Origin of the sequence: Alcaligenes sp. HNGD-HTN06, assembly GCF_049932565.1 — a bacterium.
GTDB lineage: Bacteria > Pseudomonadota > Gammaproteobacteria > Burkholderiales > Burkholderiaceae_B > Alcaligenes > Alcaligenes ammonioxydans.
Genome location: NZ_CP187782.1, coordinates 2,017,249 through 2,041,252 on the forward strand (window position 1 = coordinate 2,017,249; position 24,004 = coordinate 2,041,252).

The 24,004-nt window shown below is 57.2% G+C and carries 21 protein-coding genes and 1 tRNA gene; 9 read left to right on the forward strand and 13 right to left on the reverse strand.

What is annotated here, in order from left to right:
• Positions 1 to 2: 2 nt before the first annotated feature.
• From pdxJ to ACOZ42_RS09180, 9 genes are all read right to left on the reverse strand, one after another.
• Positions 3 to 740, reverse strand: a complete 738-nt coding sequence (gene pdxJ, locus ACOZ42_RS09140; protein WP_003799697.1) for a pyridoxine 5'-phosphate synthase — start codon at positions 738 to 740, stop codon at positions 3 to 5.
• Positions 741 to 795: 55 nt separating this feature from the next.
• On the reverse strand, positions 796 to 2,259 hold the full coding sequence (locus ACOZ42_RS09145) for an efflux transporter outer membrane subunit (protein ID WP_003799695.1): 1,464 nt from the start codon (positions 2,257 to 2,259) through the stop codon (positions 796 to 798).
• Entirely contained in the window at positions 2,259 to 5,453 is a 3,195-nt protein-coding gene (locus ACOZ42_RS09150; RefSeq protein WP_059317584.1) for an efflux RND transporter permease subunit, read from the reverse strand. The genes ACOZ42_RS09145 and ACOZ42_RS09150 overlap by 1 nt, the downstream gene beginning before the upstream one ends.
• A gap of 5 nt (positions 5,454 to 5,458) precedes the next feature.
• Positions 5,459 to 6,697: an efflux RND transporter periplasmic adaptor subunit gene (locus ACOZ42_RS09155; RefSeq protein ID WP_003799691.1), complete on the reverse strand. Its 1,239-nt coding sequence runs from the start codon at positions 6,695 to 6,697 to the stop codon at positions 5,459 to 5,461.
• Between the two features lie 308 nt (positions 6,698 to 7,005).
• On the reverse strand, positions 7,006 to 7,800 hold the full coding sequence (locus ACOZ42_RS09160; protein ID WP_426345059.1) for an ABC transporter ATP-binding protein: 795 nt from the start codon (positions 7,798 to 7,800) through the stop codon (positions 7,006 to 7,008).
• Positions 7,800 to 8,696, reverse strand: a complete 897-nt coding sequence (locus tag ACOZ42_RS09165; protein WP_059317583.1) for an ABC transporter permease — start codon at positions 8,694 to 8,696, stop codon at positions 7,800 to 7,802. Before ACOZ42_RS09165 ends, ACOZ42_RS09160 begins: the two co-directional genes overlap by 1 nt.
• Before the next feature lie 79 nt (positions 8,697 to 8,775).
• Positions 8,776 to 9,744 (reverse strand): ABC transporter substrate-binding protein, encoded by a 969-nt coding sequence (locus tag ACOZ42_RS09170; protein ID WP_003799686.1) that lies wholly within the window; start codon positions 9,742 to 9,744, stop codon positions 8,776 to 8,778.
• Positions 9,745 to 9,842: 98 nt separating this feature from the next.
• Entirely contained in the window at positions 9,843 to 10,604 is a 762-nt protein-coding gene (locus ACOZ42_RS09175; protein ID WP_426345060.1) for a spermidine synthase, read from the reverse strand.
• 517 nt (positions 10,605 to 11,121) lie between these two features.
• Positions 11,122 to 12,303, reverse strand: a complete 1,182-nt coding sequence (locus ACOZ42_RS09180) for an acetyl-CoA C-acyltransferase family protein (RefSeq protein ID WP_059317581.1) — start codon at positions 12,301 to 12,303, stop codon at positions 11,122 to 11,124.
• A 194-nt stretch (positions 12,304 to 12,497) separates the two neighbouring features.
• On the opposite strand from ACOZ42_RS09180, the gene ACOZ42_RS09185 reads away from it, so the two are divergent.
• Both ACOZ42_RS09185 and ACOZ42_RS09190 read left to right on the forward strand, forming a co-directional pair.
• Positions 12,498 to 12,959 carry a universal stress protein gene (locus ACOZ42_RS09185; RefSeq protein WP_003799679.1) on the forward strand — a complete coding sequence of 154 codons (462 nt, stop codon included), beginning with the start codon at positions 12,498 to 12,500 and terminating at the stop codon, positions 12,957 to 12,959.
• 61 nt (positions 12,960 to 13,020) lie between these two features.
• Positions 13,021 to 13,806: an isocitrate lyase/PEP mutase family protein gene (locus ACOZ42_RS09190; protein ID WP_426345061.1), complete on the forward strand. Its 786-nt coding sequence runs from the start codon at positions 13,021 to 13,023 to the stop codon at positions 13,804 to 13,806.
• A gap of 76 nt (positions 13,807 to 13,882) precedes the next feature.
• On the opposite strand, the gene ACOZ42_RS09195 is transcribed toward ACOZ42_RS09190, so the two are convergent.
• Positions 13,883 to 14,023, reverse strand: coding sequence for a hypothetical protein (locus tag ACOZ42_RS09195; protein ID WP_157784319.1), 141 nt, complete (start codon positions 14,021 to 14,023; stop codon positions 13,883 to 13,885).
• 282 nt (positions 14,024 to 14,305) lie between these two features.
• Here ACOZ42_RS09195 and ACOZ42_RS09200 point away from each other — a divergent pair, with 282 nt between their 5' ends.
• Positions 14,306 to 15,199 (forward strand): LysR family transcriptional regulator, encoded by an 894-nt coding sequence (locus tag ACOZ42_RS09200; protein ID WP_003799675.1) that lies wholly within the window; start codon positions 14,306 to 14,308, stop codon positions 15,197 to 15,199.
• A gap of 192 nt (positions 15,200 to 15,391) precedes the next feature.
• On the opposite strand, the gene ACOZ42_RS09205 is transcribed toward ACOZ42_RS09200, so the two are convergent.
• Positions 15,392 to 17,659 (reverse strand): Orn/Lys/Arg decarboxylase N-terminal domain-containing protein, encoded by a 2,268-nt coding sequence (locus ACOZ42_RS09205; protein WP_426345062.1) that lies wholly within the window; start codon positions 17,657 to 17,659, stop codon positions 15,392 to 15,394.
• A gap of 166 nt (positions 17,660 to 17,825) precedes the next feature.
• Here ACOZ42_RS09205 and ACOZ42_RS09210 point away from each other — a divergent pair.
• The 6 genes from ACOZ42_RS09210 to ACOZ42_RS09235 all read left to right on the forward strand — a co-directional run bounded on the left by ACOZ42_RS09210 (position 17,826) and on the right by ACOZ42_RS09235 (position 22,812).
• Positions 17,826 to 17,899, forward strand: a tRNA-Cys gene (locus ACOZ42_RS09210).
• Positions 17,900 to 18,461: 562 nt separating this feature from the next.
• A complete protein-coding gene (xth, locus tag ACOZ42_RS09215) occupies positions 18,462 to 19,244 on the forward strand; it encodes an exodeoxyribonuclease III (protein ID WP_003799672.1) in 783 nt (260 codons plus the stop codon).
• 15 nt (positions 19,245 to 19,259) lie between these two features.
• Entirely contained in the window at positions 19,260 to 19,589 is a 330-nt protein-coding gene (locus tag ACOZ42_RS09220; protein WP_003799670.1) for a hypothetical protein, read from the forward strand.
• Positions 19,590 to 19,627: 38 nt separating this feature from the next.
• Entirely contained in the window at positions 19,628 to 20,272 is a 645-nt protein-coding gene (gmk, locus tag ACOZ42_RS09225; protein ID WP_003799667.1) for a guanylate kinase, read from the forward strand.
• Positions 20,273 to 20,307: 35 nt separating this feature from the next.
• Positions 20,308 to 20,511 carry a DNA-directed RNA polymerase subunit omega gene (rpoZ, locus tag ACOZ42_RS09230; RefSeq protein WP_003799665.1) on the forward strand — a complete coding sequence of 68 codons (204 nt, stop codon included), beginning with the start codon at positions 20,308 to 20,310 and terminating at the stop codon, positions 20,509 to 20,511.
• A gap of 21 nt (positions 20,512 to 20,532) precedes the next feature.
• Positions 20,533 to 22,812, forward strand: a complete 2,280-nt coding sequence (locus ACOZ42_RS09235) for a RelA/SpoT family protein (RefSeq protein WP_219234867.1) — start codon at positions 20,533 to 20,535, stop codon at positions 22,810 to 22,812.
• A 136-nt stretch (positions 22,813 to 22,948) separates the two neighbouring features.
• Here ACOZ42_RS09235 and ACOZ42_RS09240 read toward each other — a convergent pair whose 3' ends face one another.
• The gene (locus tag ACOZ42_RS09240; protein WP_100214767.1) at positions 22,949 to 23,293 is read right to left on the reverse strand and encodes an AzlD domain-containing protein; all 345 of its coding nucleotides are present in this window, start codon (positions 23,291 to 23,293) and stop codon (positions 22,949 to 22,951) included.
• 9 nt (positions 23,294 to 23,302) lie between these two features.
• A complete protein-coding gene (locus ACOZ42_RS09245; protein ID WP_165477512.1) occupies positions 23,303 to 23,986 on the reverse strand; it encodes an AzlC family ABC transporter permease in 684 nt (227 codons plus the stop codon).
• Between the last annotated feature and the right edge of the window lie 18 nt (positions 23,987 to 24,004).

The window sequence follows — 24,004 nt, forward strand, 5'->3', positions numbered from 1 at the left end:
GGTCAGGCGTGAGCAGGAGCGCCCGCTTGTACCAGCAAGGCTTTCATGTCGCGCACGGCTTTTTCCCAACCATCAAAGACAGCCTGCGCAACAATGGCGTGACCAATATTGAGCTCAGCCAGACCTGGTAACGCCGCGATGGCCTGGACATTGCCGTAATGCAGGCCATGACCCGCATTCACACGCAAACCTTGCGAGACGCCTTGCGCGATACCCGCACGAATGCGTTCCAGCTCGCTGGCAGCCTGCTCGGGCGTTTGAGCATCCGCATAGGCGCCGGTATGCAGCTCGATCACCGTGGCGCCCACTTGACTGGCAGCACGAATTTGCGCGGGATCAGCGTCAATGAAAAGCGAAACACGGATGCCCGCAGCCTGCAACTGCTCAACCGCTGCCCTGACCTGATCCAGATGCCCCAGTACATCCAGCCCCCCTTCGGTGGTCAGTTCGGCTCGGTGCTCGGGAACCAGGCAGACATCATCCGGCTTGATACGGCAAGCGATGTCCAGCATTTCGGTAGTGATGGCGCACTCCAGATTCATCCGGGTGCGCAACACAGGGCGCAGGGCCTCGACATCGGCATCCTGAATATGACGCCGATCTTCACGCAGGTGTAAGGTAATCAGGTCCGCTCCGGCTTCTTCTGCTCGCAAAGCGGCCTGAATAGGATCAGGGTAGGTGGTCAGACGCTGCTGGCGCAGCGTCGCCACATGATCGATATTGACGCCCAGTTCTAACATTCCCCAAGGACCTCCGTAGTTTCAGGGATGAATGACCAGACACATTATCGCCTGTTTACTCCGGTGCTGTCCCGGCTGCCTGGATCTTTGTGTCAGGCTGGACGGTTTCGGCAGACCATCCACCGCCCAAGGCCTTATACAACTCCACCCGGTTCATCAGCGAGGCCAGACCCGTCTGGATATAAGCCTGACGGGTTCCATACAGGCTGACTTCGGCCGTTTGCACCTGCAAAAAGCTGTCTATCCCCACCTCGTAGCGCAATTTGGCCAGACGCAAGGTCTCGCTGGCAGCCTGATCGACTTCCTGCAAGGCATCAATCTGCTGCCCATAGGTCGCCTCGCCCGCCAGTGCATCGGCCACCTCACGGAACGCATCCTGAATGGTTTTCTCGTACTGGCTGATCGCAATATCACGACGCGCCTGGGCCAGATCCAGATTGGCCCAGGTGCTGCCCGAGAGCAAGGGCATGGTAATTTGCGGCTGGAACTGCCAGTACCGGTTGTCTGAGCTGAACAAACCACCCAGCTCCGGGCTCATGAAGCCTAACAAACCGGTCAGACTCAAACGCGGGAAAAAAGCCGCGCGCGCCGCACCAATGCTGTAGTTCGAACCGCGCAGCACGTGCTCGGCGGCCAGAATGTCAGGACGACGCTCCAGCAACTGCGCCGGCAAGCCCACCGGCAAACGGGGCATCAACTGCGCACGGGTGAAGGGCAAGCCAGCGGGCAGATCATCCGGGATCTCACCACCCAGCAGGACTTGCAAGGCATTCAAAGCACGTTGACGATCCCGTTCGACCGCCTGCATATCGGACCGCACAGTGTTGTATTGCACCTTGGCCTGATTCAGGTCCAAAGCAGACACCGTGCCGGCATCGTAGGACGACTGCACCAAACGCAAAGTCTCTTGACGACTGCGCAAGGTGTTGCTCATCAAGGCATGCAGCTCTTCAGCCGTGCGTACCTTGAAGTAGGCCTCCGCCGTTCCCGCCACCAGCGCGATATGGGCCGTGCGTTGGGCCTGCTCAGTCGCAAAATACTGTTCGCGAGCGGCACGGGCCAGATCACGCACACGACCGAAAAAGTCCAGCTCAAACGCAGTGATGCCCACTCCAGCCTGGAACGTGCGGGTCACCGGAGCCGAGGTCGGGCCAGCAGGACGCAGCTCTGCGGGCGTGTGAGTGGCCTGCTGAGCTGCCTGAACGCCAATGCTGGGCAGTTGATCGCTGCGCGCCACGCCATATTGGGCGCGCGCCTCTTCGATACGTTGAGTCGCAATGCGCAAGTCGCGGTTGTTCTCCAGAGCGCGCTCAATCAGGACATGCAAGCGTGGATCGGTGAAGAACTCACGCCAGCCCAGATCGGCGGCCTGCACCGCCTCCGTCTGGCCCTGCTGGGCCAGGGGAAACTGAGCGGGCACCGGCGCCGCCGGACGCTCATACTTTGGCGCCAAGGAGCATGCCGACAAGGCAAAGGCTACAGCCAGCACCAGGGGACTACGTAAAAACATGCTAGACATCAGTGCTGTCCTCCTTGCGAACCGGGCTGCTGCGCAGCTTGCTTGGCCAGTTCTTCCTCGTGCAGTTTGGCGGCTTCGCCAAACAAGCGAGGCTTGGTTTTAAAGAGCTTGAGGATAACGACGAAGAAGGTCGGCACCATCAAGACAGCCAAAGGCGTGGCGGCCAACATGCCACCGAGCACACCCAGACCCACGGCGTTCTGGCTAGCTGCGCCCGCACCGCTGGAAGTCGCCAGTGGCACCACCCCCAGCACAAAGGCAAAGGAGGTCATCAAAATAGGACGAAAACGCAGACGGGCTGCTTCCAGGGTGGCGTCGATCAGTGTCGCGCCCCGGGCATACGCATCCTTGGCAAACTCCACAATCAGAATCGCGTTCTTGGCTGATAGCCCGATCACCGTCACGATACCTACCTGGAAGTACACATCATTCGGCATGCCCAGACCAGAGACCAGCAACACCGACCCCAGCATGCCCAACGGCACCGCCAGCATCACCGACAGTGGAATGGCCCAGCTTTCATACAAGGCCGCCAGCAGCATGAACACCACCAACACAGCCAGCCCCATCAAAATTGTCGACTGACCCGCTGCCTGACGCTCCTGGTATGACAGACCGGTCCAGTCCACCCCAAAGCCGCTAGGCAGCTGCTTCATCAGGTTTTCCATCTCGATCATGGCTTCGCCGGAGGTGTAGCCGGGTGCAGGACCGCCACCAATACGCACCGACTCGTAACTGTTGTAGCGTACGATCTGCACAGGACCCTGCTCAGTTGTCTGGCTGACAAAAGCGGACAGCGGAACCATCTTGCCTTCGCTATTGCGCGCGTTGAGTTTGAGCACATCATCGATGGTCATGCGGTAGGGAGCATCAGCCTGCAGCCAGACGTTTTGCACCCGACCCTGGTTCGTGAATTTACCCACAAAGGACGAACCCAGCGCACCGCTGATCAGGGACGAGACTTCGCTAAAGTTCACCCCCAAGGCCGCGGCCTTGTCCCGGTCAATCTCCAGACGAATTTGCTTGCCCGGACTCAGGCCGGTGATACGCACACTTTGTGGATCAAAAACAGGGCTTTGCTTGGCCAGGCTTAACAACTGATCGGCTGCCGCCATCAGTGCGTCGTGGCCCATGCCTGCCCGATCTTCCAGCCGCATATCGATACCCGAGGAATTACCCAGGGCAGAAATGGCCGGCGGCACAATGGCGATCACCATGGAGTCAGGCAAACCGAACAGCAGTTGACCCATGGCCCGGCCGGAAATGGCCTGTGCCGAGTTTTCCTCTCCCTTGCGCTCGTTAAAGTCCTTCAAGGGCACAAAGGCAATGGCCGAGTTCAAGCCGCTACCGTTAAAACTGAAACCCTGCACGGCAATGATGTTCTCGACCTGAGGCTGCTCTTTGAAGTAGTCCTCGACCTTGGCGATGGTTTCAATGGTGCGGTTGGCGGTCGAGCCGGCGGGCAGCTCAATATTGGCAATCACGTAGCCCTGGTCTTCTTCGGGCAGGAATGCAGTGGGCATGCGCACATACAGGAAGCCGAGCACCAACACCATAAGCAGATAGATAAACATCATCCGGCCGCCACGGCGCAAGGTCTTGCCTACAAAGCTTTCATAGCCGTTGGTCGTACGCATGAAGACACGGTTGAACCAGCCAAAAAAGCCACGCTTGGTTTCGTGATGACCTTTCGGAATCGGTTTCAGCAAGGTCGCGCACAGCGCAGGCGTGAAGGTCAAGGCCAGGAAACCGGAAAACGCGATGGACACGGCCATGGCTACCGAGAACTGACGGTAAATGACGCCGACCGAACCGGCCATGAAAGCCAGGGGCAGGAACACCGCCGACAAGACCAGCGTAATACCTACAATGGCGCCACTGATTTGCGGCATGGCTTTCTTGGTCGCTTCTTTAGGCGAGAGCCCGTCCTCGACCATGATACGTTCGACGTTCTCCACCACCACGATGGCGTCGTCGACCAAAATACCAATGGCCAGCACCATCGCGAACATGGTCAGCACGTTTACCGACATGCCCAGCACCTGCATCACCGCAAAGGCACCCAGAATGGCCACGGGCACCACCAAGGCCGGGATGACGGTGTAACGTACGTTCTGCAAAAACACGTACATCACGATAAACACCAGCACCATGGCTTCCAGCAGGGTGTAGACCACTTGCGTGATGGACTTGTCCACGTAAGGCGAGGTGTCGTAAGGAATATCGTAGCGAATATTATCCGGGAAAAACTCGGAGAGCTTTTCCATCTCGGCCTTGATGGCCGCCGCGGTATCCAGGGCGTTGGCCTCGGGCAGCAGGGAAATCGCAAAGGCCGCTGTAGGTTTGCTGTTCAGGCGCGCCCCAAACTGGTAGTTGTCCGCCCCCACTTCGACCCGCGCCACATCTTTGATACGCACCGTCGAACCATCCGGCTGGGAGCGCAAGATGATGTTCTCAAACTCTTCCACGGTCTGGAGCTGGCCATTGACCGTGATGGGCGCTGCCACACGCTGACTTTCCAGATTAGGAGGCCCCCCCAAGATACCGGCAGACACCAGCATATTCTGCTGGCGGATGGCCGTGGTGACGTCCGAAGGGGTCATCTGATAGCCGACCAGCTTGGCCGGATCAAGCCAGACCCGCATGGCTCGACCAGAGGCAAACAACTGGAATCGGGCCACACCAGGCACACGGGAAATCGTGTTTTTGATGTTGCGCTCGATGTAGTCGGCCAGCGCGGTCTGATCCAGGCTGCCGTCTGTCGAGGACAAGGTGGCCACCAGCAAAAAGCCGGTACTGGACTGCTCGACGTGCAGGCCCTGCTCCATCACTGCCGTCGGCAAGGACGCGGTAATGTTGCTGACCCGGTTCTGCACGTCCACCTGCGCCAGATCAGGATTGGTGCCGGGACGGAAGGTGGCGGTAATCTCAGTGGAGCCATAGGAGTCACTGACAGACTCGTAGTACAGCAGCCCCTTGGCGCCGTTCAACTGGTCTTCAATCACACTGGCTACTGTGCTGGCCACATCCTCGGCCGTCGCCCCCGGGTAGGTCGCCCGGATCGTGACCGAAGGCGGTGCCACATCGGGATACTGCGCCACGGGCATATTGGGCAATGCCAATAAGCCAAATAGCGTGATCGCCAAGGCAACGACCCATGCAAAAATGGGCCTTTCAATAAAAAACTGAGGCATGTCGCTTACTCGCTAGACTTGGCTTCGTTTGGCTCAGCCGCTGCGGCCGGCTGCTGTGCGGGAGTCGCATCAGAGGCTGGCGCCGCGGCGGGCTTATCCCCCTTCCAGGGAATGGTCTGGACCGGGGCACCGGGGCGAATCTTCTGGAAACCCTCAACAATGATCTGGTCACCGGCCTGCAGGCCTTTGTTCACGACATACTGGCCATCGTGCTCAGGTCCGAGCACCACGGGTACGGACTGAGCTTTTCCGTCACGAACCACGTAAAGATTGGATGAGCCATCCGAGGTGTACTGCACTGCCTGGGCAGGCACCAGCAAGGCATCGGGAATAACCCCTTGCTCCAGACGCAGGCGAACATACATACCTGGCAGGAGAATTTCATCGGGGTTGGGGAACACGGCCCGCAGCGTAACCTGGGAGGTGGACGGGTCCACACTGACACCACTAAACAGCAGCACGCCGTCCTGGTCGTACAGCGAGCCATCTTCCAGCACCGCCTTGGCTTTGGCCTGGCCCTCGCCGGCCGACTTCAGGCTCCCATCGGCCATGGCTCGACGCAGCTGGCTAAGTTCGGCGGTCGAACGGGTCACGTCTATATACACACGATCCAGTTGCTGTACCGTTGCCATGTGCGTGGCATTGGTCGCTGACACCAAAGCGCCTTCGGTAATCAGCGCTCTGCCAATGCGTCCGGCAACAGGAGAGACAACCTTGGTATATCCCAAATCGATAGTGGCGCTTTCCAGGGCCGCCTGGGCGGCGGCAATGGAGGCCTCAGCCTGCATGGCCCGTGCCTTGGCGTTATCGTAATCCTGACGCGAAACCGCGTTTTCCTTGATCAGGCGCTCATACCGCTGTGCCAGTTGACGGGCGCTTTGCGCATCAGCCTGAGCATTTTTCAACTGGGCCGCCGCCTGATTGCGCACCGCACGGTAAGGGGCGGGATCAATGGTAAACAAAAGCTGGTCCTGCTTGACCTCAGCGCCTTGCTCAAAGTTGATCTCTTCAACAATGCCGGACACACGGGCACGGATTTGTGCATCTTTGATCGCTTCGACTCGTCCAGGCAGCTCGGAGAACAACTCGGTAGAGGTCGGTTGGACGGTAATCACGCTGACCGGGACCTTCATCCCGCCGGCCGGAGCTTGAGGCTCTTTGTTGCCGCAGGCGGCCAGAAGAACCAGGGAAGAGAAGACAGCAATGCGAAATGGCTGTCGACCCAGCAAGCTTTTAAATGACATGAAGAACTCCTGAGCTAAGCGTTGCATGGGAGTTTAACGCTTAAACTGACTGGATTGTATGGTTTGGACAAGCAGCAAGTATATGTCGAAAAAGCCTAAATCAAACAGCAAAATTTGCGATGAGACTCATTCCGATCATGCAATCATTTGGCGCCTACGAGTAGCCCGCTCCCACCTGATCCCCGTCCCGTCGTCGGCCCACCTCAAAAGAACACGTATTATCATATACCTAGGGTTTGATGAATATAAAAAAACCGCGTTTAACCCCCTAGAGTTGACGCGGTTTTCCAGATCCGGAATAGTGCTTTCTAACCGAGCAACAAACTATCGTCGGCCAGAGTTTCACCCCGCACCTTCTCGAACATCTCCAGCAAATCACGCACATCCAGACCCTTGCGCTGTTCACCGCTGACATCCAGCACCACCTTGCCCTGATGCAGCATTACCGTCCGATCGCCGACATCCAGCGCCTGACGCATACTGTGCGTGACCATCATGGTGGTCAGCCCGCCCTCACGCACAATGCGGTTGGTCAGCTGCAAAACAAAGTCGGCTGTACGCGGGTCCAGAGCGGCGGTATGTTCATCGAGCAGCAAAATTTTGGAGGGGCGCAAGGCGGCCATCAGCAAGCTGACCGCCTGGCGCTGACCGCCCGACAACAGACCGATACGATCCGTCAGACGGTTTTCCAACCCCAGGCCCAAGGTTTCCAGACGCGCTGCAAACTCGGCGCGCATGGAGTGCCGCACTGCACGGCTTAAACCGCGACGACTGCCCCGACAGGTGGCCAGCGCCATATTCTCTTCGATCGTCAAGTCTTCACAGGTGCCCGCCATGGGGTCCTGAAACACCCGGGCCACCCAGTTGGCGCGCTCCCAGACGGGACGGCGTGTGACATCCACATTATCGATCAGGATTTGGCCTTCATCCACGGACTGATCGCCCGATATGGCATTCAAGAAGGTGGACTTGCCCGCGCCGTTGGAACCGATCACGGTTACAAACTGGCCTTCAGGAATCGTCAGAGACAGGCCGCGCAAGGCACGGGTTTCAATAGGCGTGCCTGGATTAAAGGTCAGGCACAGGTTTTTTGCTTCCAACATTACTGGGCCCCCTTCTGTTTACGAGCACGCTTTTTCTTGAGCAACGGAATCACCAGCGCCACCGTCACCAACAAGGCAGTCACCAGGTTCAGATCCTGCGCTTTCAGACCGATCACATCCGCGTTCAGCGCCAAGGCAATGAAGAAGCGGTACAGAATCGCACCGAGCACCACGGCCAGCGTCGCATAAAACAGCTTGCGGGCAGGCAGGATGCTTTCGCCCACAATCACGGCAGCCAAACCAATGACGATGGTCCCGATCCCCATGGAAATATCGGCCCCGCCCTGCGACTGAGCAAACAGGGCTCCCGCCAAGGCCACCAGAGCGTTGGAGATGGCCATGCCCAGCAAAAGCATATTGCCGGTTGCCACACCCTGCGCACGCGCCATGCGGGCGTTGGCTCCGGTAGCCCGCATCGCCAGACCCGTTTGCGTGCCGAAAAACCAGTCCAGTGCCAGCTTGGCCACCAGAACCAGGCCAATCAACAACAACGGACGCGCAATATAGTCGGCGATGGCGTCGGGCTGCAGAATCGTAAAGACCGTTGGCTCCATGATCAAGGGCACATTGGGGCGTCCCATGATACGCAGGTTGATGGAGTACAAGGCAATCATCATCAGGATACTGGCCAGCAGATCCATGATTTTCAGACGCACGTTCAACCAGCCAGTGATGGTGCCCGCGATGGCACCGGCAAAGGTTGCGACCACGGTGGCTATAAACGGGTCATTGCCCTGGCTGATAAGGATGGCGGCTACTGCCCCACCCAAAGGAAAACTGCCATCGACCGTCAGGTCAGGAAATCGCAGGATGCGAAAAGAGATCAGAACCCCCAGAGCAACCAGTCCGAAAATCAGACCAATTTCCAGGGCCCCCCACATTGAATAGATAGACATATTGTTGGACGTCTAGGATACAAAAGAAACAGGCGGGCAGCTTGTGGCAACCCACCTGCAAGAAGCAGTCAGCTCAGGTTTATTCGACGATTTTTGTGGCGGACTTCACGAAGTCCTCGTTGAGCGAAACACCTTGACGCTTGGCCGCGCCCGGATTGACGTAGAGCTCCAGTTTGGTGCTGGTCTCGGAAGCCATGTCGCCCGGTTTTTCGCCTTTAAGAATACGAATGACCTGCTGACCGGTTTGCAGACCCAGATCGTAATAATTCACACCCAGGGCCGCAATGGCACCGCGGGCCACGCTGTCGGTGTCCGATGCAATCAGAGGCACCTTGGCATCAACGCCCACTTTGACCAAGGACTCGTAAGCCGACACGACGTTATTGTCAGTATTGGTGTAGATCACATCGACCTTGCCCACCAGACTGCGCGCCGCTGCACCCACGTCCACGGTACGAGGAGCAGTGGCTTCAACCAGCGTCATGCCGTGTTTGGGCAACAGCTCTTTCATTTCTTTAACAACCACGGCGGAATTGGCTTCGCCAGGGTTGTAGACCATGCCCACGCGCTTGGCATCGGGCACAACTTTCTTAATCAGATCAACCTGGGCTTCCAGGGCCAGGGCATCGGACACACCTGTCACGTTGGTGCCCGAGGGCGCCATGCTGGGCACCAGATGCGCGACCACGGGATCGGTCACCGCGGAATACACCACAGGAATGGTTTTGGTTGCCGACACCACCGCCTGCGCGGACGGCGTCGAAATGGCCACGATCACATCTGCCTTGTCGCCGACAAACTTGCGGGCGATCTGGGCGGCAATCGCAGGGTTGCCCTGCGCGGTCTGAAACTGCCATTTGAAGCCGGAGGCTTCGGTGTACCCGGCATCGGTCAGCGCTTTGTGTACCCCATCCTTAATGGCGTCCAGGGCCGGATGTTCCACAATTGACGACACCGATACAGATTGCGCTTGAACGGCAGCGCCCGACATCAATCCAACACAAGCCAAAGCGGCCGCCACCTGATGCACCGATCTGATCAGTTTCATCCAATACTCCTTAGATGCAAAAAAACGAAAATTTTAGGTTTTAAGTCTAACGCGAACAGCCGGAATTTTCCCCCTGAGGTAATCCCTGCCCCAAGGCCTTATTGGCCCTGCATCTGGCGTCGAAACGAGAGCAGCTCGCGCGCCCAGCGCGTAGCCGGCAAACCATAATCAGCCTGCACCTGCTCGGCACGACTGAGCAGTTCGCCCGCGGTCATCTCCAGGGTGCTGCCTTTAAAGGCCAGAACGACCTGATTGCCCTCATCCATTTCGGGCAAGAGCAGTACTTTGCCATTAAAAGCGGCGCGAATGTTGTCAATATTGTGTTTGAAGCTGGGATGCGCGCCAAAAAGATTGACGGTCATGATGCCCTCGTCTTCCAGAACGGCACGGCAGTCCTGATAAAACTCCAGACTGTCTCGCACAGGACCTTGCGCATCGGCATCATACAAATCCACCATCAAGGCCCGATATTGACCATGTTGCGCGCTGTCTTGTACCCATACGCCGGCATCGGCCTGATCGATCAGCGAGCGCGCGCTGCGAGGCAAGCGAAAGAAAGCATGACACATGCCAATGACCGAGGGATTCCACTCGACGGTCTGAACCTGGCACGCCGTCTGCTTCAAACAGAAACGCAGCAAGGACCCGGCTCCCAGACCCAGAATGGCCAGCTTGTGCTCAGGTTTGGGGTCTTCCATGAACAGCAACCAGGCCATCATTTGCTGCGTATAAGCCAAGACCAGCTCCGCGGGCTTGCGAATGCGCATCGCGCCTTGAATCCACTCCGTGCCAAAGTGCAGATAACGAATCCCTTCGCTTTCCGACAATGTGGGGCTGTCATCCCCCTGCTCACCTGCCATGAAACTCTTCCTTGCAAATCAGTCAGGCCCGCCCGCTCAGACCGAGTGCTCAGCGCGGGGCCACGCCCTGGTCCGAACCTGCAGACACAGAAAACATCGCCGGAAGGCGGCATTGCGCCACTTCCGGCGTTTTTTAGCAAGGCGCCATCATAACAGCGATCACCGCAGAGCAAAGAGCAGATTCAGACGCGCCCCACCATGACGACCGTATCCTGACCGCCATTCCAGACCCAGGGTGGTCAAGGCGTAGCGGGCTCGACCGCCTTGAATTCGAATCTGCCATTATCCCGATCAGAAGCCGCGAAGACTGGCTGCTCGACCAGCCAGTCCTAGACGTGATTTCAACGCAATTCCGTGTTATTGACTGGGTGCTTAGGGGCCCACAAGAGGGGACGTGATTAGACCGGTTTTGTCAGGATGTATACGCCTGAACAAAAAAAAACCGGAGAGCGGTTTGATCCGCTCCCCGGGGTTTTCCATCCTCTCATCAAGGCCGGGACAACCGACCTGCGCAAGCTCAGGGACGCTCAAAAATAGCGGCAATCCCCTGCCCGCCCCCAATGCACATGGTGACCAGGGCATAGCGGCCCTGCACACGCTGCAGCTCATGCAAGGCCTTGACCGTAATGGCGGCACCTGTCGCCCCAATCGGGTGACCCAGGCTGATACCACTGCCGTTGGGATTGACTCGCGCCGGATCCAGCCCCAACTCGCGCAATACCGCGCATGCCTGGGCGGCAAAGGCTTCATTGGACTCAACCACATCCAGATCAGACACGCTCAAGCCCGCACGTTCCAGCGCCAAACGGCTGGCTGGCACAGGTCCAATGCCCATAATGCTAGGGTCCACACCGGCGTGTCCCCATGACACCAGCCGGGCCAAGGGTTTGAGGCCGCGTTGGCGAGCTTCATCGGCGCACATCAGCAAAACGGCGGCCGCTCCGTCATTCAGGCCCGAAGCGTTGCCGGCCGTCACACTGCCTCCCTCGGGCAGGAACACTGGCTTCAAACCCGTGAAATTGTCCATGGTGGCATCCAGACGCACGTGCTCATCCTGATCAAACACAATCTCGCCTTTGCGGCTTTTCTGGATGATCGGCACGATCTGCTCTTTGAAGTAGCCCTGTTCAATCGCCCGCCGCGCACGCTGGTGCGACTCCAGGGCGAGCTCATCCTGCTCGGCACGGGTGACGCCATATTGACGGGCGACGTTCTCGGCCGTGATCCCCATGTGAACGCGATCAAAAGGATCGGTTAACGCCCCCGTCATCATGTCCATCATGACCGAATCACCCATGCGCGCGCCCCAGCGATGAGCGCTGGCCATGTACGGGGCTCGGCTCATACTTTCTGCTCCGCCTGCCAAAGCAACCTTGGCATCACCCACCAGAATGCCTTGTGCGGCCGAGACAATCGCCTGCAGACCGGAGCCACACAGCCGATTTACATTCATGGCCGGCGTTCCATGTCCCACGCCGGCTTGCACGGACGCCACACGCGACAAATACATGTCACGCGGCTCGGTCTGAATGACTTGCCCCATCACCACATGCTGAACGTCTGCCGCTGATACACCGCTTCTGTCCAGCACCGCCCGCAATACGGTGGCCCCCATTTCAATGGGGGACACATTTTTCAAGCCCCCCCCAAAATCCCCAATCGCGGTACGACATGCCTGGACCACCACCACTTCTTTCATATGAATCTCCCTCCATCCCATTGGGATAAGATGACCTGCATAAAAAAAGCCAAGCTGACAAAAACGTTCACTCGAATATACACGGCTGCCATGGAAAACTATAAAGCAGACACAAAGACCTTAATTCGCAGTATGGTTTTATACCTTACCCACAAGACACGTTCTTGATAACTCTTTTTAAAGGATTGCCCCTCATGTACGAGCGTATCCTGGTCTGCACCGACGGCTCAGAACTGTCCGCCCATGCTGTCACCCATGCATTGAACCTGGCTAAAGCCACCGGCGCCAAACTGCTGGCTTTGCGCGTCATTCCCCGGTACCGCCAAAGTTACCTGGAAGGAGGCCCGATTCTGGATCAAAAACTCGATAGCCGCATCGAAGCATCCTGGGTGGAACACGCACAATCCGAACTGGCCGCAGTCAAGCAGGCCGGTAAAGATATTGGCGTGTCTGTCAAAGGCCTGGTGGTGAAATCAGAACTGGTAGCCGATGCAATCATCGCCACTGCCGAAAAACAAAAGGCCGACTTGATCGTCATGTCCTCGCACGGACGCAAAGGCTATAAACGTCTGTTGCTGGGCAGCGAAACCCAGCACGTATTGACGTATTCGGAAATTCCCGTGTTGGTCATCCGCAAAAAAGCCAAGAAAAAATAACACGCGACCAAGCATCTAAACGCAAACTCCGGTTTGCGTTTTTGATTCTCAGGAGGCTTGCATGAGCGTCAGCACACAGGAAAAACGTCGCCATTTTCGGGCCTTGCATGAAAATGGCCTACTGATTCTGCCCAATCCCTGGGACATAGGCAGTGCCCGCCGGCTCGAGCGCATGGGCGCTCAAGCCCTTGCAAGCAGCAGCGCCGCGTTTGCCTGGTCCAGAGGATTGGAAGACTTTGAAGTGGGGCGCGACGCCCTGCTCGGCCACTTGCGCGAGCTGAGCGCCTGTACCAGCCTGCCCATCAACGCCGACTTTGAAAATGGCTTTGCCGATGAGCCCGAACACGTGGCCACTAACGTCAGTCTGGCCATTGAAACCGGCATCGCCGGTTTGTCCATTGAAGATCGGCAGACGCAGGGCCTGTATGACCTGGATCTGGCCGTTGCCCGGATGCGAGCCGCCAAACAAGCGATTCGCGAGAGTGGTGAGGATGTCATGCTGGTGGGCCGCTGTGAAGGCCTATTGATCGGTGCGCTCAGCCTGGAGGAGACCATAGCAAGACTACAGGCCTTTGCGGCGGCCGGGGCTGACGTGGTTTACGCCCCCGGTTTGCGAGTGCTGGACGACATCGCCCGTCTTGTTCGGGCACTGGCCCCTACCCCGGTCAATGTTCTGCTGATCCACCCCGGCCTGACCGTGCCCGATCTGGCCGCCATAGGTGTGCGACGAGTCAGCACCGGTTCCCAACTGGCCTTGGCAAGTTGGAATCATTTCGAACAAGTGAGCCTGCAACTGCTGGAGCAAGGCCACCTGCCCCCCACTGCAGCGCATCGCCCTTGGCCTTAGCGTGCCGTGACAGACCGGGCAGGCATAAAAAAGCGCAAGCAACCGGGCTTGCGCTTTTTAAGCTCTCAGTCAGAACTCAACTGTCCTGATTCTGCTCACTGGAAGTGTCCGCCTTGGACTTCTGATCGGCTTCCACGACAGCTTTCTTGGGAGCCACCCAATTCAAGGGCTCGACCTCAAAGGCTTGCTTACGACGTACTGGTTTCGATTTGCTCACGAATAACTCCTGCTCAATATCGACAGGGGGCGCTGCCCTTAGCACCCCGATTTCTTTATTATATCAATGATTAGACCGCAAATCAATTCCACACGCGTTATAAATGCATTATCAGATCAAATTAGACGACGTTGAGCAAAAATAAAAGAAATTAAAACCGAGCTTTTCATAAACAAAAAGGACATCGACTTCTTCGCCCTGCCTTGCTGGCAGGAACCGAACAAGGCCCGGCCCTCCCCTCTCGCTTCACAAGTTGGATTACAACAATAAAGAGACCACGACATGCGCGATTCACACCCCACCGACCACCTGGATCGATCCTTGCGCAGTTTTCTGCGTATTGCACAATTAGGCTCCGTCAGCAAAGCGGCTGAAGATTTAGGACTGAGCCAATCGAGTCTGAGCAAACAACTGAGCGCACTGGAGCAAAGCCTGGGCCAGACGCTATTTATCCGCACCGGACGCGGCGTCAGCCTGAACGATGCGGGCGAGCTACTGCGCCAGGCAATTGAACCGGCATACAGCCGCATTGACAGCGCTATCCACGCCGTGCGCCAGGAACATGGCATCCATTCGGGCACGGTACGGCTGGCGACGGTGCATACCCTAAGCTACTACTTCATGTCGGATGTTGCAGCCGCTTTCATGAGCACCCACCCTGGCGTGAACTTGTCTCTGTTGGGGCGCAGCTCACCAGAAGTGGTGGCCTTGGTCGAAAGCGGCAAAGCCGACGTAGGATTTGTCTACGATTCGGCCGTAGACTGCGGAGGGCTGATTTCCCATTCTTTGTTTGACGATCATATGTGCCGCATCTCTGCCAGACACGAGGCCGTGCCCAGCACGGACCTCCGTCATCAGGACTTGCGCCTGATTGGTTTTCCGCCCCACTATGCCCTGCGCCGCATGATTCACAGCAGCGGGCTGCATCCCGAGTTTGTGGCTGAGGTCGAGACTATAGACGCCATGTTGCGACTGGTGGCGTCCGGACTGGGCGACTGTATTTTGCCCAGCCGTATTCCCGACACCTTGCTGCACGAGCATCAACTGCATAAATACCCCATCGAGCTCCCCAGCCTACAACGTCGGGTGGTGGCGATCTTGCGGGCAGACCGTGACCCACAAGCCCTGACCTCACGGCTGCTCGAATGTGCTTTACGAATAGCTCAAAGCGTGTGACAAGACACTGCAACAAGAGCGTGTCACAAGGGCTCACAGATAGCCAAGCCGTAAAAAAACGGGCCTGACGACCGACATTTCAAGTCTGGAAATTGCCCAGAATCTTGAAGGCCCATCACCTGGCCCGCTCACTTAACGGCTCTAGCCCAAGGCCGGGTTCCCTCTGCGGCCTTGGATTGCACACTGCTTTATTTACTGTGCCACGCAGTCCACGTAGTAGCGTTTCTGACCAGTGGCATCCACCTCTTCCACGAAACCATGAATATCAGTCCCAAAACCCGGGCACTGACGATGCAGTTCACGCGAGAACTTCAGGAAGTCCACAATCGTTTTGTTGAACGCTTCACCGGGGATCAGCAATGGAATACCCGGTGGGTACGGTGTAATCAGGTTCGTGGTGACACGACCTTCCAATTGATCGATCTCCACGCGCTCTGTGCGGCGCTGCGCAATGCAGGCAAAGGCATCCGCCGGACGCATGACCGGCACCACATCAGACAGGTACATATCGGTCATCAGGCGGGCAATGTCGTGCTTGGCGTAAAGCTGATGCACATGCTGACACAAGTCGCGCAAGCCCATTTCCTCGTAGCACGGGTACTGGCGCGCAAACTGCGGCAGGACACGCCAGACTGGCAAGTTGCGGTCATAGTCATCCTTGAATTGCTGCAGGGCAGTCACCAGGGAATTCCAGCGGCCTTTGGTAATGCCAATCGTGAACATGATGAAAAAGCTGTAGAGCCCAATCTTCTCCACGATCACGCCGCGCTGCGCCAGGAACTTGGTCACGATGGAGGCGGGAATGCCGGTTTCCCCGAATGCCCCCTTCAGATCCAGGCCGGGTGTGACAATCGTTGCCTTGATCGGGTCCAGCATATTGAAGCCGTCTGCCAGGGGACCAAAACCGTGCCATTCGCTATGCTCGGGATCGTCCGTGATGATCCAGTTCTCGGGCTGGCCCACCCCATCTTCGGCCAAAGTCGGCGGGCCCCAGACTTTGAACCACCAATCGTCCTCATCGAACTGGGATTCCACCTTGCGCATGGCGCGGCGAAAATCCAGTGCCTCGATAATGCTCTCCTCGACCAGCACGCGACCGCCGGGCGGCTCCATCATGGCGGCCGCCACATCGCAGGACGCGATGATCGCGTACTGCGGGCTGGTGCTGGTATGCATCAGATAGGCTTCATTGAACAAGTGGCGGTCCAGGCTACGGGTAACCGAATCCTGAGCCAGCACATGGCTGGCCTGACTCAGACCAGCCAGTAATTTGTGCGTGGACTGGGTGGAGAACACCATCGTCTCTTGAGGACGCGGGCGGTTCTTGCCCATGGCATGAAACTGACCATAGAAAGGATGAAACGCCGCGTGCGGAATCCAGGCTTCGTCAAAGTGCAGCACTTCCACATAACCATCCACCGCATTTTTGATGACCTGAGTGTCATAGATGATGCCGTCGTAGGTGGACTGAGTCAGCGTCAGCACACGCGGTTTCACCGTATCGGCATCCAGATGAGACAGCAACGGATGGTTGCGGATCTTCTCGCGAATGGTTTCGATATCAAATTCGCTACGCGCAATGGGGCCGATAATCCCGAAGTGATTACGAGTCGGACGCAAAAACACCGGAATGGCACCGGTCATCACAATGCTGTGCAGGATGGACTTGTGGCAGTTGCGGTCGACGACCACCACATCACCCGGTGCCACAGCATGGTGCCAGACAATCTTGTTGCTGGTGCTCGTGCCGTTGGTCACGAAAAAGCAATGGTCAGCATTGAAGATGCGCGCCGCATTGCGTTCGCTGGCACCAATGGCACCGTTGTGATCGAGCAATTGGCCCAGTTCCTCGACGGCATTGCAGACGTCGGCCCGCAGCATGTTTTCACCAAAGAACTGGTGAAAAATCTGCCCCACCGGGCTTTTCAGAAAGGCCACGCCACCGGAGTGACCGGGGCAGTGCCAGGAATAGGAGCCGTCCTCGGCGTAATCGAGCAAGGCTTTCAAAAAGGGGGGTTTGACCCCTTCCACGTAACTGCGCGCCTCCCGCACGATGTGACGCGCCACGAACTCGGGCGTGTCCTCAAACATGTGAATGACGCCTTGCAGCTCGCGCAAAATATCGTTTGGCATATGACGAGCGGTTTTGGTCTCGCCATAGACATAAATGGGCACATCGGTATTGCGTCGGCGAACAGCACGGATAAAGGCCCGCAGATTGACCAGCGCAGGCGCACTGTCTCCATCTTGCGTGAACTCCTCATCATCGATGGACAAAATAAACGCACTGGCACGACTTTGCTGCTGGGCAAACTGACTCAGATCGCCATAACTGGTGGTTCCCAACACCTCGAAGCCCTCGGCCTCGATCGCATCTGCTAATACACGAATGCTCAGACCAGACGCATTTTCAGAACGAAAATCCTCATCGATGATCACAATGGGGAATTGATATTGCATGCCATGTCCTTAATACAAGGGAGTGCCGCAGGGGGCGGCAAAAAAAGGGAGGGACGCCAGTCGCTTTTGTGCTGCAGATCGTACCGATTTTCACGTCCCGTCATTTGACACTTGCTTTTCCCTACGTCCTTGGGCATAATTTTACATGTCCCAGGACAAAACAAAAGGCGTGGTGACAGATTGGCTATGTGACGGACTGCAAATCCGTTCAGGTTGGTTCGATTCCAGCACACGCCTCCATCTTGCTTGCAGTCAAGACCGACAAAACTGGCTTAAGTTCCGGTTTGATGCACACAGAAAAAGTCGCCTTTAGGGCGATTTTTTTATTCACTTTTCCTGGGCTGCAAATCGGCACACTCTGCGCTGCGGCCAAGCATTTTCATCCCACTTGGCCCACCAATCCAACTTGGCCTGCAATTTAACACAAGCACGCGCGTGATCTGCGCAAAAAGCCCGCTTTTTCGTGCCCTAAAAACATCACTGCGCATGCAAGACCCGCGAGGTCTTGAACCCTGTCTTTGGAGCTGTTACATGCAAATAATGAACAGTGAAACTCCTGGCCTCACGTGTCTGCTTTTTACTACGACCTAGTACAAACATCCGCCATCCGTATTTGATTCACCCCCGCAAGCCTGCTGGCTTTAAAACCAGCCTTTGGCCTGCGCTGATATGATGGCGGCATTCGCGCATGCTCCAGGTCATCGAGCGGCTTTGTCCGCCTTGCTGGCCGCCTCTGCCTCACCCATAACCATAAGACCGTCTGCAAACGGTTTTCACCGATTCAAGTCGATTGTCGAACACCATGAAATTAACCACCTGGAACGTCAATTCTCTGAACGTTCGTCTTCCCCAAGTGCTGGACTGGCTGGCAGCCAACCCCGTTGATGTACTTTGTCTTCAGGAATTGAAACTGCCGGACGAACGTTTTCCTTTGGAGGCCTTTCAGGAAATGGGCTATCACGCGCATTGGGCTGGTCAGAAGACGTATAACGGCGTGGCCTTGATTTCCCGCGAGCCAGGCACGGACGTACAACGCAATCTGCCCAATTACGAGGACCCCCAGCAACGGCTGCTGGCTGCCACCTACCCCTCGCCGGATGGCCCGGTCCGTGTCGTCAGCGCCTATTGCCCGAACGGGCAATCGCTGGACAGCGACAAATACAGCTACAAGCTGGAATGGTTCGCCGCCTTGCACGACTGGCTGGAAAAAGAATTGCAGCAGTACCCCCGACTGGCTATTTTGGGCGACTATAATATTGCCCCGGCCGACCAGGATGTCTACGATCCCGTGAAATGGGGGGTGGATGTGCTGGTCTCCCCGCCCGAGCGCGCGGCGTTCGAGCGCTTGCTGGCCCTGGGACTACATGATGCCTACCGTCTGTTTGAGCAAGAGGGTAGCCCGTTCACCTGGTGGGACTATCGCCGTTTTGCGTTTCGCCGTGATGCCGGGCTGCGTATTGACCATGCCCTGCTGTCTGATGAACTGAAGGCGCGCTGTCTGGCCTGCGAGATTGACCGTGAGCCACGCGCCAATGAGCAACCTTCGGATCACGCCCCCGTTACCGCCATCCTGTCTTTTAGCTGACACACTCACTTCATTATGCAAATTCAAAGCCAAATCATCGAGCAGACCGACTCGGCCTATGTGCTTGAGATCACCTTGGAAGAGGAACACAAGGTCTGGGCCTATCTGGCCGTCAGCGAACCTGATCTGGATGCGGTTGCCACCATTGTGCCTCCCGAACAATTCGAGGCCGGAGGCGATGTGCATGTCATGGCCATTGCTCAGGCAACGGACGCCCCGCAGGAAGTGGAAGCCGTGCTGTTTTCCATGAACCCCAACGATACGGTCGTCTTTCTGTGCGCCGACACGGCCAGTGTGCAGGCTGTCCTGAATGAGTTTGGGCAGACCGACCCAGACAGCCATTAATTTTTTTATAAAAACACCACTATTTGAGTCCGCTCTCCATGTCCACGAGCTATCCTGGCACCGTTTTTATGGTTGTCGCCCCTAGCGGGGCCGGCAAATCCAGTCTGGTCAACGCCCTGTTGACCAACGATTCCAACATCATGCTGTCCATCTCGGCCACCACGCGCGCGCCGCGTCCCGGAGAGAGTCACGGCGAGCACTATTTCTTCGTGGATAAACCACGTTTTGAGCAGATGTGTGCTGACAACGCCATGCTGGAATGGGCTAAAGTCCATGACAACTACTATGGCACCCCGCGCGAACCCATTCAGAAAGCCTTGCAAGAAGGCCGTGATGTGTTGCTGGAAATCGATTGGCAAGGCGCTCGTCTGGCCCGAGCCCATTTTCCTGAGGCCGTAGGCATTTTCATCCTGCCGCCCTCCTTACCCACCTTGCAGGCGCGTTTACGCAAACGCGGCCAGGACAGCGAAGAGACGATCGCCCGTCGCCTGGAGGCGGCCGAGCACGAAATCGCCCATGTTCACGACTGTCAATATGCTATTATCAATGAGGATTTTGATACGGCATTACAGCAGCTATTGAGTATTGTGCAGGCCAGTCGTTTGCGCACTGCCACTCAGTCAGTACGGCATCGCCAACTCTTTCAACAATTAGGCGCAAATGCCCTGCTGAACCAGGGCTGATCTCCTTCTTATTTCTTTTTGATAACAGGTCTACTATGGCTCGCATCACTATCGAGGACTGCCTGGAGCAGGTCCCTAATCGTTTCAAGCTCACTTTGGCCGCAGCTTACCGTGCGCGTGAACTGGCCCAAGGCCACGAACCACGCCTGGAGAGCAAGAACAAGCCTACGGTTACCGCCTTGCGAGAAATTGCCTCGGGCGCGACCGGTCTGGAAATGCTGCGTAAAGTTCCTACCTGATCGACACGGGCGGAGCACAGTATGGCATTTTCTGGTTTACGGGGCGCATCGTCTGGGCTGTTGGCCGTCCTTAAAAAAGGTTCACGGCTAGGGCGGCGCAAGCCTAAAGAGAAGACGCCCGCGGCCCAGGCATCGGCCGTGCCAGACAGCGCCAACCCGCCGATTGCCTCGCTGGCTCCCCTTACCAAGATCATCTCGCAGTACCTGGACCCCAAAGATGTGGAACGGGTACGCGAAGCCTACCGCTTCTCCGACCAGGCGCATCTGGGGCAGTTTCGCGCCAGTGGTGAACCCTATATCTCGCACCCGATTGCGGTTACGGAAATCTGTGCCGGCTGGAAGCTGGATACCGATGCCCTGATGTCAGCCCTGCTGCACGACGTGATCGAAGATCAGGATGTCACCAAGCAGGAACTGGCCGAGAAGTTTGGTACAGATGTAGCCGAGATCGTGGATGGCCTGTCCAAACTGGAACGGCTGGAGTTTGCCACCAAAACGCAACAGCAAGCTGACAGCTTTCGCAAGATGCTGCTGGCCATGTCGCGCGATGTACGCGTCATCCTGATCAAGCTGGCTGACCGCTTGCACAATATGCGTACGCTGGACGCGGTCAAGCCCGAAAAGCGCCGCCGTGTGGCCCAGGAAACCCTGGACATTTATGCTCCGATTGCACATCGTCTGGGCTTGAATGCCCTGTTTCGCGAGCTGCAAGACCGCTGCTTCAAGGCCATCTATCCCAACCGCTATAAAGTGCTGCACAAAGCCTTGCTGGCTGCGCGTGGCAACCGCCGAGAAGTCTTGAGCAAGATCACCGAAGCCGTCAAGATTGCCTTGCCGGCTGCCGGGATTGATGCCGAAATTTCCGGCCGCGAAAAGTCGCTCTACAGCATTTTCTGCAAGATGGTCGAGCAGAAGAAATCCTTTTCGGATGTGCTGGACATTTACGGCTTTCGCGTCATTGTGCATACCTTGCCCGAGTGCTACCTGTCTTTGGGCACCCTGCACCAGCTCTATCGCCCCGTGCCAGGGAAATTCAAGGACTACATTGCCATCCCTAAAGTAAATGGCTATCAGTCCCTGCACACAACCTTGATTGGCCCCTACGGCACCCCCGTCGAGTTCCAGTTCCGCACGCGTGAAATGGACCATGTGGCCGAGGAAGGTGTCGCCTCTCACTGGCTGTACAAAGAAGATGACGTCACCCTGAACGATCTGCAAAAGCGCACACACCGCTGGCTGCAGTCCTTGCTGGATATTCAAAGCCAGACGGGTGACTCCACGGAGTTTCTGGAACACGTCAAGGTTGACCTGTTTCCCGATGCCGTTTACGTTCACACGCCTAAAGGCAAGATTATTTCTCTGCCACGCGGCGCGACGCCAGTCGACTTTGCCTACAGCATCCATACGGATATTGGCAATCACGCCGTGGCGTGCAAGATCAATGGCGAGTTCGCCCCCTTGCGCACTGAGCTGAAAAGCGGTGACTCGGTGGAGATCATTACCTCCCCGGCTGCCCGACCCAGTGCCCAATGGTTGAACTACGTCCGTTCGGGCCGCGCCCGTTCGGAGATTCGCCACTACCTGCGCACCGTCAAATACGAGGAATCCGTCGCCTTTGGCCGTCGCCTGCTCGATCAGGCCTTCGACCAGCTAGGTTTGCCTCACGCCACAGACGACGATCCCAACTGGGACAAACTGGCCAAGGGATCGGGTGCCGCATCCCGTGAAGAAATTCTGGCCGATATCGGTTTGGGCAAACGTCTGGCCGCCGTGGTAGCCCGGCGCTTTGCCCCGGAAAACCCTTTGCTGGAAACAACAGCTGCTGAATTTGACGAAATCAGTGCCAACACCTCGGCCCCTATTCTGATTCATGGCAACGAAGGTCAAGCCGTGCAACTGGCCCCCTGCTGTGGGCCTTTGCCTGGTGACGCCATTATTGGGGGGATTCGCCTGGGCCATGGCCTGGTAGTGCACATGGCGGAATGCGCGGTGGCACAGCGCGCCCAGGCCAAGGAGCCGGAGCGTTGGGTGCCGGTGATGTGGGACAGTAATACCGCCCGCCATCTGTCCACCCGACTGGATGTCACCACCATTAATGAACGGGGCGTTCTGGGGCGTCTGGCGGCTGAAATTACCGATGCCGACTCCAACATCTTGCACATCTCCATGCCCGACGAGTCGGCAGCCACTTCCGTACTGCATCTGACCGTTCAGGTGGACAGTCGTACTCATCTGGCCCGCGTTATCCGGGCGATTCGACACGTTCCTCAGGTTCAAAAGATTGTGCGTGTCAAAGGCTAAGCCCATCCGCCCAAGCAAGGTCTGCCCTTAAAACAAAAAAGCCTACTGACAACAGTAGGCTTTTTGTTGGCTTGCCGCCTCAGTCAGCGCGTAGATATCGGCCTACCGTGAAAAAGACAAGCGCGGGCCACAGCATTCAGACCCCGACATAGGCCGTACACAAGCCATAGGCCACCACGCCCAGCAATGTTGATCCCGCAATCCCCCCTGGCCAGCGACGGCCCAGCAGGACGCCGGCCAGGCCGGCCAGCAAAGGGGGCAAATCCAGGGCCAACTGATCGGGACGCAGCAAGGATATCAAGGACACGACCAATAAGGACACCACGCCCGCAGGACCAATCGCACCGAACAAACGGGGCCAGATCGAAATACGACTGGGATCAGCTTTGTGCTGACGTCCTCCAAGGCGCAAAGGTAGATAGCGAATCAAAAATGTGCCCAGTCCAGCCAGCACAACCATGAGCAGGAAACTCCAGTCCATCTCCACCCCCTACGCGCGGCGCAAAGCCATCAAACCCCCGGCCAGCATGCCCACAATAATGGCCAAGTACGAGGGCAGCAAAGTCATGGCAAGCAAGGCTCCCAACGCCGCAGCCAGCAGCACGGCCATGGGTGCCGAGCGGCGGATTTCCAGCAGCAAGGCAAAAAACAGCGCTGGCAGAACAAAGCCCAAGGTTTTTTCCAAAACCGGTGACTGCCCCAACAAGTCGCTGGCAAAATACGCGCCTACCGCCGTACCCAGCACCCAGGACAGATACGATCCCAGTTGCAAACCGCAATACCAGGACTCCTGTTCCAGGGGTGGTTGACGCGCTATGCCGGCCGCAGAGGCCGCAAACACCTCATCGGTCAGGCCAGGAGCCAAAAACAGGCTGGAGACCGTCCTGGGACCGGTAAAAAAACCCATCAGGCTGGGGCCATAAAACACATGACGCAGGTTCATTACCAGCACAATCCCCAAAATACTGGGATAGGCGGCACCAGCAAGCAGCAGGCTGATCAATATAAACTGGCTGGCGCCGGCGTACACGACCAGAGACACCAACACCGCCAACCACGGCGACAGACCCGCATGCACGGCAGCCAAACCAAACGAAATGGCGACGGGCACATAGCCCAGAGCAATGGAGGCGCTGTCGCGCAAACCACGTCGATACGCCGAACCGATCATCATGAAAAACCTTGTTGCGCC